This window comes from Streptomyces sp. NBC_00271, from assembly GCF_036178845.1.
Classification (GTDB): Bacteria; Actinomycetota; Actinomycetes; order Streptomycetales; family Streptomycetaceae; genus Streptomyces.
The window spans coordinates 10,709,074-10,724,855 of the sequence record NZ_CP108070.1 but is presented as its reverse complement, the minus strand read 5'-3'; the positions used below and the strand labels follow the sequence as shown (position 1 = coordinate 10,724,855).

Here is a 15,782-nt window from a genome sequence, read left to right as displayed (position 1 = left end):
GCTCAGTCGGCACCGAGGGCTCGGTGGATGGCGGTGAGTGTCGCGATGCCAGGGCTGTGTGCGTGCCGCATCGCGATGGCCACCCCACAGGTCCACCACGTGGTGCGTCTCCGCGACAGGTGCGGTTCCACGAGGCAAAGAGCTTGATCACCTCGACCCGCGGGCCCAACAACTACCGCGACTACAGCGAAGCAGCCCTGGGCCGCGCCCAGCAGATCCGAGAACTGCTCAACGCGGCCCTGTCGACGCAGGCAATCCGCGCGATCCTTCCCTGCCTGCAATCACCGCGCGATCCGATCGTCTTCAAAGGCGTCACATCCGAGACGGTGGCGGCTCTCGAACGAGAGCGTGACAGTCTGACCGAGCGCATCGACATCCCGGCCCGCAACCGTCACGCGATCGCCGACTACCTGGCCGAGCTCCAAAAGCGTGCGGAGTGAGCCGCCGCGAGCTGTGATTTCCCCTGTGTTTGAGACGGGGGGTGTGAAGCGGGCGATGGCGTGGTGCCGGTCCGCTCGGTCGCCGTTTTCCGTTCGACAACAACGCCGCCGAACGGGAAGTCCGCATGGTCAAATTCCGGCAGAAGATCTCCGGTGGCATGCGGACCCTGACCGGCGCGGAACACTTCTGCCATCTGCGTTCCTACCTCGCCACCGCCACCAAACACGGCATCAACCTGCTCGACGCGCTCGTCCGATTGGCGTCCGGCCGACCGTGGGTACCCACGATCAACTGACCTGATTAGTTACCTTAGGATGAGACGGGCGGGACCGGACTCACATAGAAACGAGTCCAATTTATCCGACCGTCGCGGACGGTCATTACTACAGGTCCGACCAAGAGAGCGGGTAGTCCTTCAAAAGAAGTTCCACTCATTTCCCATTCGGACCACACCTCTGACCCCGAAACCGCTGTCCGCAGAACTCTTGCTTGCAGATCGGGCACTCGGGTAAATATCAAGGACCAGTTCATCAGAACACGCTCCCGCCCAGTAAAACTTTCTGCAGGACGGTGCGGCACCTCCGCCGCGTAGTCGGCAGTGAAGCAGTCGGCGACTCGTTGCGCTGAATGCGAATTGATGGCGTCACAAAGGCGACCTACCGCGTCAATTAGGTGCACAGAACTGCTCCTTCTCAAGGATTGCGTGTCATTCGATGCTGGCCTGGCCGCAGCGTAATATCTGGCCAGGGCCTCACCGAGTCGGTGCCATAACTAGCGTAAAAGTTATCGAGGGTATTTCATATTCACCGACTAGGGCTCTCTACGCGAATTTTCGCTGCGCCAGGACCTCCACCGCGTATCCTCGGAAATCGGTCCGTGGCGGAACGATTTATCCGGAGTTCGAGGATTGAGGTTAGCGCAATCCGATCGAATAGAACGGGATCGGAGCGACTACATGGGCAGCACGGTAAGCGCCGGAGGTAGTCGTAACAATAGTATGAGCAGCGCGGTTCCGATCGAACGATCATGCCCGCGTCGGTGCAGGTCGCGACGCTCGGAGTGGAACCGCAATACGCCGGCATCGTGGGCGCCCTCGTGAATACCAGCCAGCAGGTCGGCGGTTCGATGTTCCCAGCTGCGCGGCCAGTACCAGCGTCGCGATCATCGGCAGGAAAGCAACGCCGGTCCTGACCGGTGGGAATCCGAGCGTTGATTGCACATAATACGTCGCGAACAACAACACGGCGAACAGGCCGATGCCCGCCACTATTACCGAGACGAAGGACGCTACTCGGTCGCGGTCGCGCAGTATCAGCAGCGGCAACAATGGATACGCGGCATGGCGCTGTCAGAGCACAGAGACAGCGAGTAACACAGCGGCTCCGACGAGGAAGCCCCGCGATGCCAGCGAGCTCCAACCATATGATTCGGCGTTTGAGAAGCCTGACACCAGGCCGAACAATGCCGTAGACACTAGCAGCGTGCCAGCATCTTGCTCGAGAAAGTCACGTCATCTCTCTCTGCTGGTGACGAAGTCGGATGACGTCTGCTCTACGGCGATTGCGTCACGACCGGCAGGTGCCGTGTGCCTTGCTGCGTATACTTGCCGGTCGTGACGTGCTGATTAGTCGTTCGCGCCGGCGCCGCGAAAGTCTGGGACGGCCGAAAGCATGCCGGGAACCTCCGGGTTCAGGGCGCTCCGGCGGCGGTGCAGTTCTTCGATTTTCGCGTACAGGTCAGGGTCATCGTCGTCGCTGATGTCGAAGATGTCGAGGCGTTCGAGCAGCGCCAGGCCCAGATGCTCAGTCCCGATAGTCGCGGGGTGGGTCAGGTACTCGTAGAGGCCGTCGAAGTCCTCAACGACGAAGACACAGCTGTAGTCGAAGTCCCCGCCGAGATCGCGGCCATGAAAGACTTCACGGCCGGGTTGGACCGTCCTTGGTTGCGCCAACTTTCCAAGGCAGCCTCGATTTGCTCGGGGGTGACTTCGGCCTTAGCCTTCGCGCGGTTGATGTGGTAGATCATGGCTACTCCTGTCGTTGTTTCTCACTGCCGAAGAGGGATACCTTTCACGACACAGCCCAGATGGTGGGCCTCATCGCAGGATTTACTCAAATGCGATAAGGACCGATTCTCCGGACGGGTCATGAAGAAGCGCAGTGCCGGAATCGCTGCTTGCTGTCGAAATCGGGAGGCGGGATCAAGCCGCGGCCGCGCTCACCTGATTATTGATAATGATGTCTAGGTCGGTGGCGGTGAGGCCGAAGGCGTCAGCTGTTTTTGAGGCGTCCACGAGGAACGGCGAATACCACTGATAGTCCATTTCGGCCATTTCACGGGCTGTCGGCACGAAAAGCCCAGCTGTGCGCATTGCCGCGCGTGGCAGCGGGATCAGCTTGACCGGGGGCCGACCTGCAGCGGCGGCGTAGCGCCGCGCCAGTTCACGGATGCTGATGGCCGGTGGCGACGGCACATGCCACGCCTGACCCCACGCACGCTCATCATTTCCAAGTGCGACCAGGGCCTGAGCCATGTCTCCGTTGAAGGTGAAGGTATGTGGCGCGTCTAGATCGGCAGGCACCCAGGCTGCTCGGCCCGTCTTCATTGCCGGCTCAATGATTATAGAATACAGGCCATTCGAGCCCCTACCGATGTAGTCGGACCCGCGAACCTCCACAGTGCGGACTCCGGCGTTAAGGGCCTGCTCCCACAGCCGTTTACGGAGACGGCCTTTAGGCCCAGTGGCGGCCATGGGGGTGTATTCGTTCATCATACCGCCAGGCTGCGGGCCGTAAGCGTACATGCTGCCAGTAATTGCCAGCACGGCCCTGTTTGCTTTCGCGGCTGCGATGACCGCATTCTGTATGGGCGGCAACAGCCGTTCCCACATTGTGTAGGAAGGCGGGTTCGCACAGTGATAGATTACCTTTGCGCCGCGAGACAGTTCGGTCAAGCGGCCCGGGTCGGAAGCATCCGCGGCGACCCGTTCGATCTGCGGATACTCCGGGCCCGAGCCGCTGCGCGTGACAATGCGGACGCTTTCACCGCGGTCGGCGAGCAGGCGAGCGACATTCGTGCCGATGGAACCGGCGCCGATAACGACATGTATGGCCATGATGGGCTCTTTCATATAGATAAGCGTCCCGGGTCGTTAAAGACTCAGAACAAAGTTCGTCGATGGCCGTTGTGGAAACTAATCCGGCCTGAGCTTTGGCCGCAGGGCAGACCTCGGATCGGCGGTTCTTCACGTTGCCGTACGCTGCCGCCTGTCAGTGAGCTAAGGACTCGTATCAATCTCGTCGTCCGTCTTCGTACTTGGTCACCGGTGGTGTCGCACGAGTCGTGACGCTATCCGGGCCTCGCTGCGATTTGGCAGGGATAGATTTTTCTAACACTGTCAGGTACTACCTCAGGTCTTGTGACTGCGATCGGTGCTGACCGTTGTCCGGTCATGCTGATGGATGTGAGGGTGGAGCCCGTTGAGGGGTGGGCAGAGGAACTGGCTGCCCTGACGGGCGGGTTGGGGCATCTGTTCGCCCGGCCGGAGCCATTGAGCTCGTCGTACAGATCATGTATGCGCAACGCCTGCTGCAACAGGTCTTCGAGGCTCACCACACGGCCCCTCCTGATCTGGGTCGAGAAGACGATCGGGAGACCGATGGTGAGCGTCCGGTGCTCAACAGTGGTTGGCCATTTCGTTCAGAGATAGCTGGCCACCTCGGTCTCGACCGGTTCCCTTCGGAGAGTTCAGAGGGGCCGTGCCCGGATTGGTAGGGCTGTGAAGCAACCGCATTGCGGTACCTCACGGTGCGGATCAGTCCTGTCTCGCGCAGGACAGTGGCGGCGTGTTCACTGGCACTGGCCGATGCGAGGCTCGTGAGGGCGGCAAGCTCCTTGGTGGAGCAGCCAGGGTGCTCGGCGATGCCGGTGAGCAACAACCGGTGCGACCGCTGGCGGGATCATCGGCAGGTGATTAACGGGATCATTCACCGGCTCGGCACCGGGGTGCAGTGGCGCGAACTGCCCGAACGCTTCGGCCCGTGGAAGACGGTCCACAAGCGCCATTTGCTGTGGTCGGCCGACGGCACCTGGGAGATGCTCCTCCAGCACGTCGAGGCCAGGGGCGACGCCGACGGCGGCCTCGACAGGAACGTCAAGATCATTTCATCTGCACGCGCACATCACCCTGCGGCCCCTGCTGAAGGAGGCGGTGCGCCAGGCTAGGCCCTTGGCCGTTCCCGCGGCGGGCCGACGACCAAGATCCATGTCGTCGCGGAGGGCCGCTGCCGCCCGCTGACGCTGCTCATCACGCCGGGGCAGCGGGCGGACTGCGCCCAGTTTGAGCTGGTGATGGACAAGATCCGCGTTCCCCGCAAGGGGATCGGGCGTCCCCGCCGCACTCCGGACAGCGTGGGCGCCGATAAGGCGTACAGAACCGCAAGATCCGCACCTACCTCCGCAAGCGCGGCATCCGACACGCCATCCCGGAGAAGACGGACCGCAAGGCCGCCCGCTTGCGTCGGGGTTCACGCGGCGGACGGCCTCCGGGCTTCGACAAGGACCGGTACAAAGATCGCAACACGGTGGAGAGAGCCATCTGCAAGCTCAAGCAGTTCAGAGCCGTCGCCGCTCGATATGACAAGCGAGGGTACGTCTACCTCGGCACTGTCACCGCCGCTGCTCTCCTCATCTGGCTCCGATCATGATTCGGCAGGCAAGAGCGCGGCGATTTCGCCCAGCACTCGGGCTGCCGGTGCCGGGTCGATCAGCCACTTCAGGTGGCTGCTGGTGAGCGTACGGACGTCGTAGGGGTTCTCCGGCGTCAGCGCGTCGCCCTCGCGGATCATCCGGTCCTGCATGGCGAGCGGCACGCTGGTGTCCTCGGCCAGCCGGACGTATGTCTTTGGGATCCGCCCCCAGCTGTCGGGCTGCGCCCGGTCCTCGGGTGTGCCGGCGTCGAGGTTCTCGTCGGGCTGGAAGGTATTGAGGAAGACCATGAACTCCTCGTCCGTCCCATCGGCGAGGAAAGCCGCCTTGAAGGCCGCGAGGACGCCAGGGTCAGCGGTGCGGAAGTTGGAGCGCAGCAGCCCGAGCTCGGCAGGGTTCCCGACCATCGCCGATGCCAGCCCTGTGGCGTCGACCGTGGCCATCTCGGGCTCGGCATAGTAGGCGCTGACGTCGAGGTCGACGGGGCACCAGGCGGAGACATAGACGATGCGGTCGATCAGGTCGGGCCGCCGGTTGGCTGCGACGGTGGCCGTTATGCCGCCGCGGCTGTGCGAGACGAGGATGACGGGCCCGTTCCGCTTGGCTCGCTCCAGTATCCCGATGAGGTGCGCGGCGTTGTCGGCGAGCGTGACGCCCTTGATTGCCCCGGGCGCGGTGGCGAGACTTCCGAGATCCTGCGGCGCTTGGTAGGCCCGCGGGTACGTCGCGGCGAACCCGTGCCCCGGAAGATCGACGGCGACCGAACGGTGTCCGAGGAGGCCGAGTTCGGCCTGGAGTGGCGCGAAGGAGAAAGAGTTCGCGAAGGCTCCGTGAACCAGTACGAACGTCGGTTGCATCTGTCTACACTCACTTTCTGGTCCTCTGCGACGTCGGCGGCACGCATGTCGCTCTTCCCGAAACCGCGAACCACCTCACGGCCGAGGAACGAGACGTCGTCTTGCGGCCCACCATCCAGCCGCAGAGACGTCTTCGGGCGTGGCAAGCGTCAGCGGTCAAGCGGCGGAGTCACGAGGGCAGCGCGCGAACTGCGGCCCACTATCCGATGATTCACACTACTCAGTGAAAGATCATCCGCACTACCCGAACGAGCCCTTCCGCCTGTGCACTTCGCCAACCACCCCCGCACGGCCTCGGCTTCGACGGACGGGCCTTCTCATCACCGCTATTGCGCGGGGACCACCCCTCCCACCATGGCCAGGTTTGCGGGCAATCCCGTGTGAAACCCGTGGAACCCAGGCCACTGTGATCGGGAAGCCCGACTACAACCTCTGGGGGGGGCGCCTCTCCGCCGAAGATCGAAGAGACGCTGCCTAGTCCCTGCTGGGACGTCTGCCCTTGGCCTTTCCCCTGCGCCCGCCCGGAGCCAGCACCGGGCGCCCCTGCCAGTCGATGCTGTCGTCCTCCGACAGGCTCGCCGCATAGGAGAGCGCATGCTGGATCAGCAGCGACAACAGGCGCTTGGACTCCGCCGAGGGAAGCTCACTCTGCCAGGGGCAGAGCGAGTACCAACCCTGGCCCGGATCCGTCAGGGGCGGGCAGGGCTCTGCAGGTTCCAGGGGCTCGGCCGGCGCTTCGGGTAGGCGCACCAGCAGCATGCCCATGCCCCAGGCGACGACCGCGGCGATGCCCTTGCCTGCAAGCACCGGCACCCCGAACGTCACCAGGACGGGCCACTGGGGAGCAAGGTCCTCAAGCCTCTCGACCAGATCGGGGTGGGTATGCAGCTCCCACCCCTCGTGGACGTAGGCACCGCGCTCCTGCGGAACGCCCTGCTGCCGCAGCAGGTCGAGCAATGGCGCGTTCTGAGGCAGGTCCGGCAGCAGCGTCATGCCTCGACACGCTACGCGCCGTTTGCAGTGGGGGCAGCGGTGGTGCTCCTCTCCGACAGGCCCACCGGACCTGCACCATCCGGCAGTACTGGTACGGCCCGATGGTGTCGGGGCCGCTCCCGCCCTCCGGCCGCCACCGGGGCGAATCCGCAGAATGATCACGACTCGATACGCGCCCTAGCGGTCAACGCTCCCTGGTTTCTGAACATCGAATCCACAGCTCATGCGGATTGTCCCGTCTCATCCGATCTTGCCGCCGAGCGGTGCCCTGACCTACGAAGGAAGAGCGTCCAGAGTTGCAGCCGGTGCGGCAGCCCGCTGCCCCAGCAGCCAACGGGCCTGTGCCTGAAGCGGAGACTGTCCCGAGCCTACGACCGTGCGGGTTGGTTGGCGATCAGAAGGGTGATATCGGCAGTGCGGAAGCCCAGGCGGGCGTAGATACGGGCGATGACGTCCTCCGCGTAGGCGAGGAAGACGGTGCGCATCCCGTGGTCGCGGGCGTGGGTGGCCAGGGCCGCCGTGACAGCGGCGGCAAGACCCTGGCGGCGAGCGGTGGGCAGGGTGCCGACACCGCCGATCTCGGTCGTGCCGTTCGCCGGGTGGTAGTGGCCGGCGGCGAGCGGGGTGCCGTCCGGGGCGAGGGCAGCGATGAGTGTCTTGTGCCCGGCGCGGATGGCGGGGCGGATCGTTGCGACCGTGCCGTCCACGGTCAGTTCCTCGGCCGCCGCCGACAGTTCAGCGCGGCCCGCCGAGCCCACCGCAGTGCCCGCCTCGGCGAAAGCCAGGCGGGGAAGGGCGAGGGCTGCGGGCAGCGCCGGGTCCTCGGCCGACAGCGCGCGGATCGTGACGCCGTCCGGCAGAGGCTGCGGGAGCACCGGGCGGTGCGGGTCGAGGGCCATCAGCGGGCGTGCTTCCACCGGGAGCCCGACGGCCTCGATACGGGCGCGCAGCATCGGCGCTGCCTCAGCGAGCCACTCGAAGGCTTCCGGCACGCCGAGTTCGCGCTGCCGGGCACGCACCCGGGCGATGTCGGCGGCGGTGACGACCGCGGAGCCCTCTGCCGTGGGCTGAGCGTGACTCGGACCGCCGTAGTACGGGGTTCCTGGCTCCTTTCGTACAAACAGCCGCAACGGACCGAACGTTTCGGCGTCGGCGAACAGCAGCGGCACAGTGGCGTAGTACTGCTCGATCCGGGCACGCAGCGACAGGTCGCTCATGCAGCGCATCCCACCACGGAGCGGCGGCGTGCCGCATCCGAAAATTGCCGTCCGGAACCGCCACAACCTCACCCAACGCGTCCGCATAGAGACACTGCAGCAGTGCCAGAGAAACGAGGTGCCGCACCCGGGCCTATCGCCAGAGGCGATCGCGTTCAGACAGCGTCACGCCGTGACGCCTTCATGTGACGCTATGGGGCTCAGAAACCGGCACTGCCCATCCCCCGTTGTGGTCCGGACCGCTCCACCGCCATGTCGGTTGGCTGACACGCTCCCGTGGCTTCGGTCACGAGGATGGGAGGATGGACAGCACTTGTACGCCAGTTTGAGAGGCACCTGGATGTCGCCGGTTTTTCGAACGGTGGGTGCCAGCCGAATCACCAGCCGAAGGCACCGCCCTCGATGAGGATGAGCAGGCCGATGGCGATCAGGACCAGGGGCAGCAGGATGTGGCCCCAGCGGGCGAGGGCCTTGGCGATGACCGGGCGGGTGGCGAAGAACCGGCCCGCGAAGCACCACACGGCCACCAGCACGAGGAACACCACGGCGTACACGCCCATCCCGCCGATGCCGGCGGTTGCGAAGACGGGCACGTAGACGCCGATGTTGTCGCCGCCGTTGGCGAAGGTGACCGCGGCGACCTCCAGCGGGCTCGGGCCGCCCTCCTTGGCCTGCTCCTCCTCGCCCCCACCACCCTCTCGATGGTCCTTCCACGCTTGCCAGGCGGCCTTGAGGCCCAGCGCGAGCGGCAGCAGACCGAGATAGGGGATGGCGGCCTCGGGCAGGAAGGTGGCGCCGAATGCGGCGGCCACCGCCACGGCGAGGATCGCGGCGAAGCCCAGGTACTGGCCGAGCACGATGCGACGGGTAGAGCCACAGCGCCCGGCGCCCTGGGCGAAGAACAACGCCAGGATCAGGATGTCGTCGATGTTGGTCACGGCGAACAGCCCGGCTGCCTGCCCGATGATCCCCAGGTTCACGAGTGGGTGCTCTCCTCCGAGGTGGGTGTCCCGGTGACGCTACCGGGACCCCGTACCGAGCCTCTGGCGGAGCCGAGGTCCAGTGCTGCTCCTTCTCGGGTTCTGGCTCACTTTCCGTGGAGGGCTGACTGAGTGTGATGTCGGTGGTGCGTGGTGGGATGGCCGGACTCTGCTGCCGTGACCTGCTGGGAGACATCCTTCATGCCCGTGTACTCGTCTCTGACCCACGCCCTGGCCGCAGCCTTAGTTGATGTCCTGTGGTTCATCGAGGGCAGTGAGGACGAGCAGATGGATCCGGACGACGCCGTCAAGGTCCTGGAGGGTGTCGCCCACCTGGTGAGCAAGCTGTCGAGTGACCAACGGAGCGAACTGATCGATCTGCTCGGGACGATGGCCGAAGCCGAGTCCGACCCCGCGCGGCGGGAGTTCCTGGAAGGGTTTCCGGAAGGCTTCGGGCTTTTTGATGATGCGGTCTGACCTGTGCATCACGAGTAGAGCAGGACGCGCTTGCGGAGAAGACGAAAGCCGGCCCGGTCGAACATCTGGCGTTTGAGCATCTTGATGCGGTTGACGTGGCCTTCGACGACCCCGGAGCTCCAGGGCAGGGTGAGGCCGGCGATGACTGCATCGCGGTCACGGTCGATGCCTGCGGCGAGGGTGTGGAGGCCGGGGAGGTTGTCTCGCCGGACGGCATCGAGCCACTGCGGCAGCCGTTCACCTTGGGGCTCGGTGAGCATCTGGCCGAATGAGCGGACGTGGCCGGTGAGGGCGTCCAGTTCAGGGCAGTGGACCAGAACGGCCTTGAGCCGAAGGTGCTCCGTCTCGGTGAGGGTCTCCGGCCGGCGGAGGATCCGTCCGGCGACGACCCGGGGTGACGGTGGCCGAGCCGTGACGGGACGTGGCGAGAGCCGCTTCTCCCGGAAATGGGCGCGAACCCGCTGGTAGCTGCCCTGATAGCCGAGCGGCACGATCTCCTCCCACACCCTCCAGGCGTTCGTGCAGCCTTGGTTCCAGCGGTCATCGAGGTAGGGCTTGAATGCGTCGAGTTTGGATGGTCGGCCCTGCCATTGCCCCTGGAACAGGTCCTCCGGGGTGGCTGCGTCGGCGAGGAGCTTGACAGTGCGGGAGGTCATACGGAGTTGGCGGCCGATCGCCCTCCGGCTGAGCCCGGCTGCCAGCAGTTCGTGGACGGTCGCGTGGTTGACACGGGTGCGGTCAGCGAAGCGGTGTCCCCTAGGCCAAGGCGAGCCGGAGGGGTCTTCGAACTTCTGCGGCTCGGGGGCAGGCTGGGCTGGATCTGGCGCCAGGACGTGCAGGCATCTGCGGTGGTCTGCGACGCACCGCTCCGCAGCCTCGCTCAGGTTGTGCCCAAGATGCCACCTGTCCGCGACCTGCACCGCTTGTGGTGCCCCGGCCGTGGCACCTTCGGCGAAGAACGGTGCCCGATCGCGGCAGACCACCTCCACCCCGGGCCGTCCCGCGAGCCAAGCTGCGAGGCTGGACGCCTCCCGGTCAGGCAGCAGGTCCAGTGGACGCCGGCTTTCGACGTCGACCAGGACAGTCCCGTAGTGACGCACTTTGCGGGGTCAAGCCAAGGGTCCGCCGGCCTGGTCGGCGGACCCTTACCTGGCCGTGGTCATCCGAGGGCGTTCCAGAGCGTGCAGTGGTGGCGGGACTGTGCCGTGCGGGTGGAGACGATGCGGTCCGGCGCCAGGGACAGCACCGTCTGCCGGGACCAGCGCGGGGACGACGGGCCGTTGGGGTCGGCCGTGCCGGCGAAGCCGGCCCAGTAGTCGATCATGGTGTCTGCCAGCCGGTGCTGTGCCGCGGTCAGGTCGCGGGGGCGGCCGCCCAGGTCGAACAGGTAGGGCAGTTCGCTCGCGTGCGGTGCACCGAGCGGGAACGGCGGCGTGCCCGAGGTGAGCGGCGGGGCGTCCTCGTCGGCGAACTCGTAGCGCCAGACGGGCACCTGGGCGGCGAGCAGGCCGCCGGTGCGCGCCGTGGGGCAGGCGAAGTCGGCGTCGCCGATGACCGCGCCGAACACCGGGCCCCCGTTGGTGCGATGCACCGGGTACTCGCGGACGATCGCCTTCGCCTGCCCCGGGGAGGGGAAGAAGGAGGCCACGACGTCGGGCCAGGTGCCGGGAGTGACGGGATGGCCGGCCTGGATGATCCCGGCTGCCCAGCCGTTGCCCTCGTCGTGGTTGTTGCCGATGAGCACGGGGACGCGGTGGAAGCGGCCGGCCGTGATCGCCGCTGCTGGGTCGCGGGGCAGCAACGGGGTGGCGTATGCGGGCTGTTGATCGGTGTCCTGAGACGCGAGCAGACGCGAGACGTCCACACGCCGCAGGCAGGCCATCACGTCGCGGGCAGAGCCACAGTCAACCTTCGCCGCGAGGCCCGCGCCCGTGGCGCGCGCCGCGGACAGGGGAACGGAGGATGGGGCGAACGGCCGGTCGGGGCGGCCTGTGCACGGGCCGCTCTCGATGATCGCCTGGTCGAAGAGCCCCGCGGCGGCGGGTGAGGCGAGCTGGGCACAGACGCTGTAGCCGCCCGCCGACTCACCAGCCAGCGTCAGGTTGCGCGCGTCGCCGCCGAAGGCGCCGATCTCGGCGCGGACCCAGCGCAGCGCCGCCTGCTGGTCGGCCAGGCCGAAGGTGCCGGAGCCAGGCAGCCCGCTGTGCGCGAAGAACCCCAGGGCCCCGAGGCGGTAGTTGACGGTGACGACCACGACGTGGCCGCGGGTGGCCATGCGGTGGGCGTCGTAGGAGCTGCCCGCTCCGGTGGTGAAGCCGCCGCCGTGCAGCCACACGATCACCGGCCGGGGACGCGCGGGTCCTGCGTCGTCGGGCGTGGTGACGTTCAGATGGAGACAGTCCTCGTCGGTGCTGCCGCCGGGCACCTCGCCGGCCGACTGCGGGCAGGCGCTCGCGGGCCGGGTCGCGTCCCATACCCCGGGCCAGGGGACCGGGTGATGCGGCGGCGCCCAGCGCAGCCTGCCGACCGGGGGCGCCGCGTAGGGGATGCCCTCGAAGGTGCGGTAGCCGTCGTGGGCGGCACCCCGCACCAGTCCGTCGTCGGTACGTACCGTCGTGGCGGTGGCGGTGGCGGGCTGGGTTGGTGGCGCTGCGGACCCAGCTGTCGCGAGCACGGCGGTCAGGGCGTAGCCCAGGGCGGTCAGGACGCGGTGCATGTTCATCGTCTCCCCGTTCGGTCAGCTGCCGCCCATGCCGCCCTGCGCGGCGATCATGGTCGTCGGCAGGGCGCGTACGGCTTTCTCCAGGCCGGGCGCGAGGGCGCCGAGATGCCCCGTACAGGCGTCGATACGGGCCCGGAAGGTCTTGTGGTCCTGCCGTGAGACAACCGACCGGATACGGCCCGCCGTGGCCAGCGCCAGCAGCGCGGCGTCGGCGGCGGGGATCTCCCTCACGGGGCCATCGCCGTGCAGCGCCGCGGACACGCGGGCGCGGAGTGCGGCGCGCACGGCGTGGTCGGTCACGGTCATCCGCCGTGTGCCGAGGCGGGTACGAGGCGCCTTCACGGTGAGAACTCCCGCCGCGGCGAGCCGGTTCTCCACTTGGATCAGGGTCTGCTTGCGGTGGCGGCGCACAAGGCGCTTCCATCCGTGCCCGGCGGCGGCATCGCGTAGCACGCCGTCCAGGACCGGGTCACCGGTCGGCTGTGCGCCGGACACCGTGACCGTGCCGCCGCCGTCCTCCTCCAGCCGGCCGCGCAACGCGAGGTCGACCAGGGCGGCGGTCCGGACCAGCAGCTCCGTGCGGGAACGGTCGTAGGGGCCTTCGGCCGCGTCGTCGTAGGCGAGCAGATACATGAGGCAGGCGAGGTCATCGTTCACACCTCGACGCTATGGCCGGGCGCCCCGGCCCCGGATCGGCCACGGGAACGGAACGGCACTGGGAACGCAGGAGGACCGCGGCCCGGTCTCCTCCTTGAGGAGGAGGCGGCGTTGTCAGGGGCGGCGCGGCTGCACGAGGCCGTGGTCGTAGGCGGCGACGACGGCCTGGACGCGATCGCGGAGACCCAGTTTGCGCAGCACCGCGGTGACATGGTTCTTGACCGTGGCCTCCGACAGACGCAGCCGCTCGGCGATCTCCGCGTTCGACAGCGCCTGCCCGATCAGGGTGAGCACCTCCCGCTCGCGTCCGGAGAGCTCCTGCAGGGAGGGCGGCGGCGCCGCGTCGGGCGTGGTGCGCAGGAACCGGTCGAGGACGCGGCTGAGTACGGCCGGTGCCAGCAGCGCGTCGCCGCGCGCGGTGAGGCGGATCGCGTCGACGAGTTCGGCGGGGCGCATGTCCTTGAGCAGGAAGCCGCTCGCCCCGGCCCGCAGAGCGGCGACCACGTGCGCGTCCACGTCCCAGGTGGTCAGCACGAGCACCCGGGCTCCACTGCCCGACTCAGCGATCTGCCGGGTCGCCTCGATGCCGTCCACGACCGGCATGCGTACATCCATCAGCACCACGTCGGGCGCCAGTTCCCGCGTCAGCCGCACCGCCTCCCAGCCGTCGGGCGCCTCACCGACCACCTCGAGATCGTCCCGGGCATCGATGATCATGCGGAATCCGGTACGGACCAGGACCTGGTCGTCGGCCACCACCACACGCAGCGTCATGACACGTCCTCCACCGGCAGCCGCGCCGCCACCTCGAACCCGCCTCCGGACAGCGGACCGGCACGCAGACTGCCACCCACGAGCCGCGCGCGCTCCTTCATCCCCACAAGACCGCGCCCCGTCCCCACCGCAGCCGAACTTCCCTGCGACGTACGCCCGTTGTCGACCACCGTGACCTTCACACACTCCCCGTCGACAGTCACGCGCACGCTCACCTCGTCGGCGCCGGCCGCGTGGCGCAGCGTGTTGGTGAGGGCCTCCTGGACGATCCGGTACGCCGCCAGGTCCACCGCGGCCGGCAGCCCGTCGATGGCGCCCTCGCGGTGTACGAGCACGGTCATCCCGGTCGCGCGCACGGTGCCGACCAGCTCGTCCAGACGCGCGAGCGAGGGCCCCGGCTCGCGCTGCTCCCCGGCTCCGTCCTCTCCCGCGTCGGACCGGAACGCACGCAGCAGCAGCCGCAGCTCACCCAGCGCCGAGCGGGCGCCCGTCTCAATGGCCCGCAGCGCCTGTCGGGCCTGTTCGGGCCGCTGGGTGAACACATCGTCCGCGGCACCCGCCTGAATGACCATCACCGACAGCGTGTGCGCCACGACGTCATGCACCTCGCGCGCGATCCGCGCCCGCTCCTCCACCACAGCCCGGCGCATCTCCGCCCTCATCCGCGCCCGCTGCGCCCTGCGCCACTGCCCCGCGGTCCACGCCAAAACCACCGTCAGCAGATAGACCGCCAGCCCCGCCATACCGCCCGCCCCGAACGCCAGCGGCGCCGGCAGACACACCGCCGCCAGCGCCCCCACCGACACCCGCCGCGGCCTGATGGCCGACAGCACGCACAAGGAGACCTGCGCCGCGAGCAGCGCCCCCGTCAAGGTCACCGCGGGCAGCAGCGCCCACACCGCGAGCCCCGTCGTCGCATTCACGGCCAGTACGGCAACCGGGGCACGCGCCTGCCACCTCAGGGCACAGACCTGCACAAGAACCAGGGCCACGGCCACGAGCAGTCGCCAGCCGCGCTCCGCGCCGGCGACGAGCACCGAGGCGCCGAGGACAGCGAGCACCAGACCGGCCGACCCCCACCACAGCGCCCGGGCAGCCCGGGGCGACACCTCTCCCCACGCTTCCCCGGCGAACACGTCGTCCGACTGTCTGCTGCAGCGATCCACGCCCCGACCCTAACCAGGCTCGCGGGCCTGGCCGCTCAGTAGACCATCGCCTCACGATCGCCGTCGAGGCCGACAGCCGTGGGCTGGGTCCACGAAAAGCGGAACAGGCACTGAGCTTGAGATCTATCCCCTCAGGGCGGGCGTCACTTTCCGAGCCCGACCCCCGGATTTCACGTGGGCATCGCACCACACGTTGCGTGTCCGCGTACGAAAGGTGACGCTCCAGTCCCTCAAACGGCCTTCAGGGTGGAGACCTCGTTCACCCAGGGGTGCGCCGAGGGTGACAAGCCGATGGCTCAACTTGTAGGGATCGAGCCGGGACTCCTTGCGTTCAGGTCGGGCTGCACGCTGTCGTACAGAGCGGGGTCTCGGTAAAAGAGACTGGACACTTCCCGGCGAGCTTCTGCCACGGCATCACCGCGTTCACGCACCAGGCTTTCGTAAACCGGCAGGTGATCATTTTCGGCCGGGTCGGATGTCACAGGGCTCGTCCTCCTTGGTGTCGTACTTCTGTGCCGCCTGAACGGACCCTGAAATCCTTGGTGACTTCAAGGGCAGGAATGCGGTCAGACGCAACTGAGCCGCACAGCGATCCCATGGCCGACGAGCACATAAAGCAGGGCGAGCAGACCGTAGTTGAGGAGAACCCGAAGGGCCTCTGCGTCCATGGTGAAAATGTCCTGTGACCACCAGGCCAACAAGTCGTAGCCGAGCGGCCGGTGATCGGCCCGTTGCACCGCTCACACGACGCGGCCTCGGGGGCCCGCTCGGGTTCCGGGTCAGGTTCCTGA

Annotated in this window: 13 protein-coding genes and 3 pseudogenes; 4 read left to right on the top strand and 12 right to left on the bottom strand. The window is 67.3% G+C overall.

Translation table 11 applies throughout. The features are described 5' to 3' along the window. The first annotated feature begins 23 nt into the window (after positions 1-23). Positions 24-440, top strand: a complete 417-nt coding sequence (locus tag OG798_RS48825) for a MerR family transcriptional regulator (protein WP_413254811.1) — start codon at positions 24-26, stop codon at positions 438-440. 95 nt (positions 441-535) lie between these two features. Continuing rightward, positions 536-736, top strand: a pseudogene (locus OG798_RS48820) (IS66 family transposase); the annotation flags it as partial. Between the two features lie 14 nt (positions 737-750). Here OG798_RS48820 and OG798_RS56810 read toward each other — a convergent pair. The 3 genes from OG798_RS56810 to OG798_RS48810 form a co-directional block, all read right to left on the bottom strand. Beyond that, the gene (locus tag OG798_RS56810) at positions 751-1,119 is read right to left on the bottom strand and encodes a nuclear transport factor 2 family protein (RefSeq protein ID WP_358740532.1); all 369 of its coding nucleotides are present in this window, start codon (positions 1,117-1,119) and stop codon (positions 751-753) included. A gap of 946 nt (positions 1,120-2,065) precedes the next feature. Continuing rightward, positions 2,066-2,392, bottom strand: a complete 327-nt coding sequence (locus OG798_RS48815) for a hypothetical protein (protein WP_328759399.1) — start codon at positions 2,390-2,392, stop codon at positions 2,066-2,068. 249 nt (positions 2,393-2,641) lie between these two features. After that, entirely contained in the window at positions 2,642-3,571 is a 930-nt protein-coding gene (locus OG798_RS48810) for an NAD-dependent epimerase/dehydratase family protein (protein WP_328759398.1), read from the bottom strand. 791 nt (positions 3,572-4,362) lie between these two features. On the opposite strand from OG798_RS48810, the pseudogene OG798_RS56805 reads away from it, so the two are divergent. Next, positions 4,363-5,147, top strand: a pseudogene (locus tag OG798_RS56805) (IS5 family transposase). Here OG798_RS56805 and OG798_RS48800 read toward each other — a convergent pair. From OG798_RS48800 to OG798_RS48785, 4 genes are all read right to left on the bottom strand, one after another. Beyond that, entirely contained in the window at positions 5,142-6,005 is an 864-nt protein-coding gene (locus OG798_RS48800; RefSeq protein WP_328759396.1) for an alpha/beta fold hydrolase, read from the bottom strand. The pseudogene OG798_RS56805 and the gene OG798_RS48800 sit on opposite strands and share 6 nt — an antisense overlap. A 474-nt stretch (positions 6,006-6,479) precedes the next feature. Next, the gene (locus OG798_RS48795; RefSeq protein WP_328759395.1) at positions 6,480-6,998 is read right to left on the bottom strand and encodes a hypothetical protein; all 519 of its coding nucleotides are present in this window, start codon (positions 6,996-6,998) and stop codon (positions 6,480-6,482) included. 368 nt (positions 6,999-7,366) lie between these two features. After that, positions 7,367-8,215: a GNAT family N-acetyltransferase gene (locus OG798_RS48790; protein WP_328759394.1), complete on the bottom strand. Its 849-nt coding sequence runs from the start codon at positions 8,213-8,215 to the stop codon at positions 7,367-7,369. A gap of 377 nt (positions 8,216-8,592) precedes the next feature. Continuing rightward, positions 8,593-9,195, bottom strand: a complete 603-nt coding sequence (locus OG798_RS48785) for a cadmium resistance transporter (RefSeq protein WP_328759393.1) — start codon at positions 9,193-9,195, stop codon at positions 8,593-8,595. Between the two features lie 201 nt (positions 9,196-9,396). Between OG798_RS48785 and OG798_RS48780 the strand changes: the two genes are divergently transcribed. After that, positions 9,397-9,672 carry a hypothetical protein gene (locus tag OG798_RS48780; RefSeq protein WP_328759392.1) on the top strand — a complete coding sequence of 92 codons (276 nt, stop codon included), beginning with the start codon at positions 9,397-9,399 and terminating at the stop codon, positions 9,670-9,672. A gap of 8 nt (positions 9,673-9,680) precedes the next feature. On the opposite strand, the pseudogene OG798_RS48775 reads toward OG798_RS48780, so the two are convergent. From OG798_RS48775 to OG798_RS48755, 5 genes and pseudogenes are all read right to left on the bottom strand, one after another. Next, positions 9,681-10,778, bottom strand: a pseudogene (locus OG798_RS48775) (ISL3 family transposase); the annotation flags it as partial. A gap of 53 nt (positions 10,779-10,831) precedes the next feature. Then, complete coding sequence (locus OG798_RS48770; protein ID WP_328759390.1) at positions 10,832-12,394, bottom strand: carboxylesterase/lipase family protein; 1,563 nt, start codon at positions 12,392-12,394, stop codon at positions 10,832-10,834. A gap of 15 nt (positions 12,395-12,409) precedes the next feature. Then, positions 12,410-13,051 (bottom strand): GOLPH3/VPS74 family protein, encoded by a 642-nt coding sequence (locus tag OG798_RS48765; protein WP_328759389.1) that lies wholly within the window; start codon positions 13,049-13,051, stop codon positions 12,410-12,412. A 114-nt stretch (positions 13,052-13,165) separates the two neighbouring features. Continuing rightward, positions 13,166-13,825, bottom strand: coding sequence for a response regulator transcription factor (locus OG798_RS48760; protein ID WP_328759388.1), 660 nt, complete (start codon positions 13,823-13,825; stop codon positions 13,166-13,168). Next, positions 13,822-14,991, bottom strand: coding sequence for a sensor histidine kinase (locus tag OG798_RS48755; protein WP_328759387.1), 1,170 nt, complete (start codon positions 14,989-14,991; stop codon positions 13,822-13,824). Before OG798_RS48755 ends, OG798_RS48760 begins: the two co-directional genes overlap by 4 nt. Positions 14,992-15,782 lie beyond the last annotated feature (791 nt).

Coding starts and splice junctions, on each gene's coding strand:
- OG798_RS48800 (WP_328759396.1), bottom strand. CDS start 6,005: ATGCAACCGACGTTCGTACTGGTTCACGGAGCCTTCGCGAACTCTTTC.
- OG798_RS48810 (WP_328759398.1), bottom strand. CDS start 3,571: ATGAAAGAGCCCATCATGGCCATACATGTCGTTATCGGCGCCGGTTCC.
- OG798_RS48795 (WP_328759395.1), bottom strand. CDS start 6,998: ATGACGCTGCTGCCGGACCTGCCTCAGAACGCGCCATTGCTCGACCTG.
- OG798_RS48790 (WP_328759394.1), bottom strand. CDS start 8,215: ATGAGCGACCTGTCGCTGCGTGCCCGGATCGAGCAGTACTACGCCACT.
- OG798_RS48770 (WP_328759390.1), bottom strand. CDS start 12,394: ATGAACATGCACCGCGTCCTGACCGCCCTGGGCTACGCCCTGACCGCC.
- OG798_RS48780 (WP_328759392.1), top strand. CDS start 9,397: ATGCCCGTGTACTCGTCTCTGACCCACGCCCTGGCCGCAGCCTTAGTT.
- OG798_RS48760 (WP_328759388.1), bottom strand. CDS start 13,825: ATGACGCTGCGTGTGGTGGTGGCCGACGACCAGGTCCTGGTCCGTACC.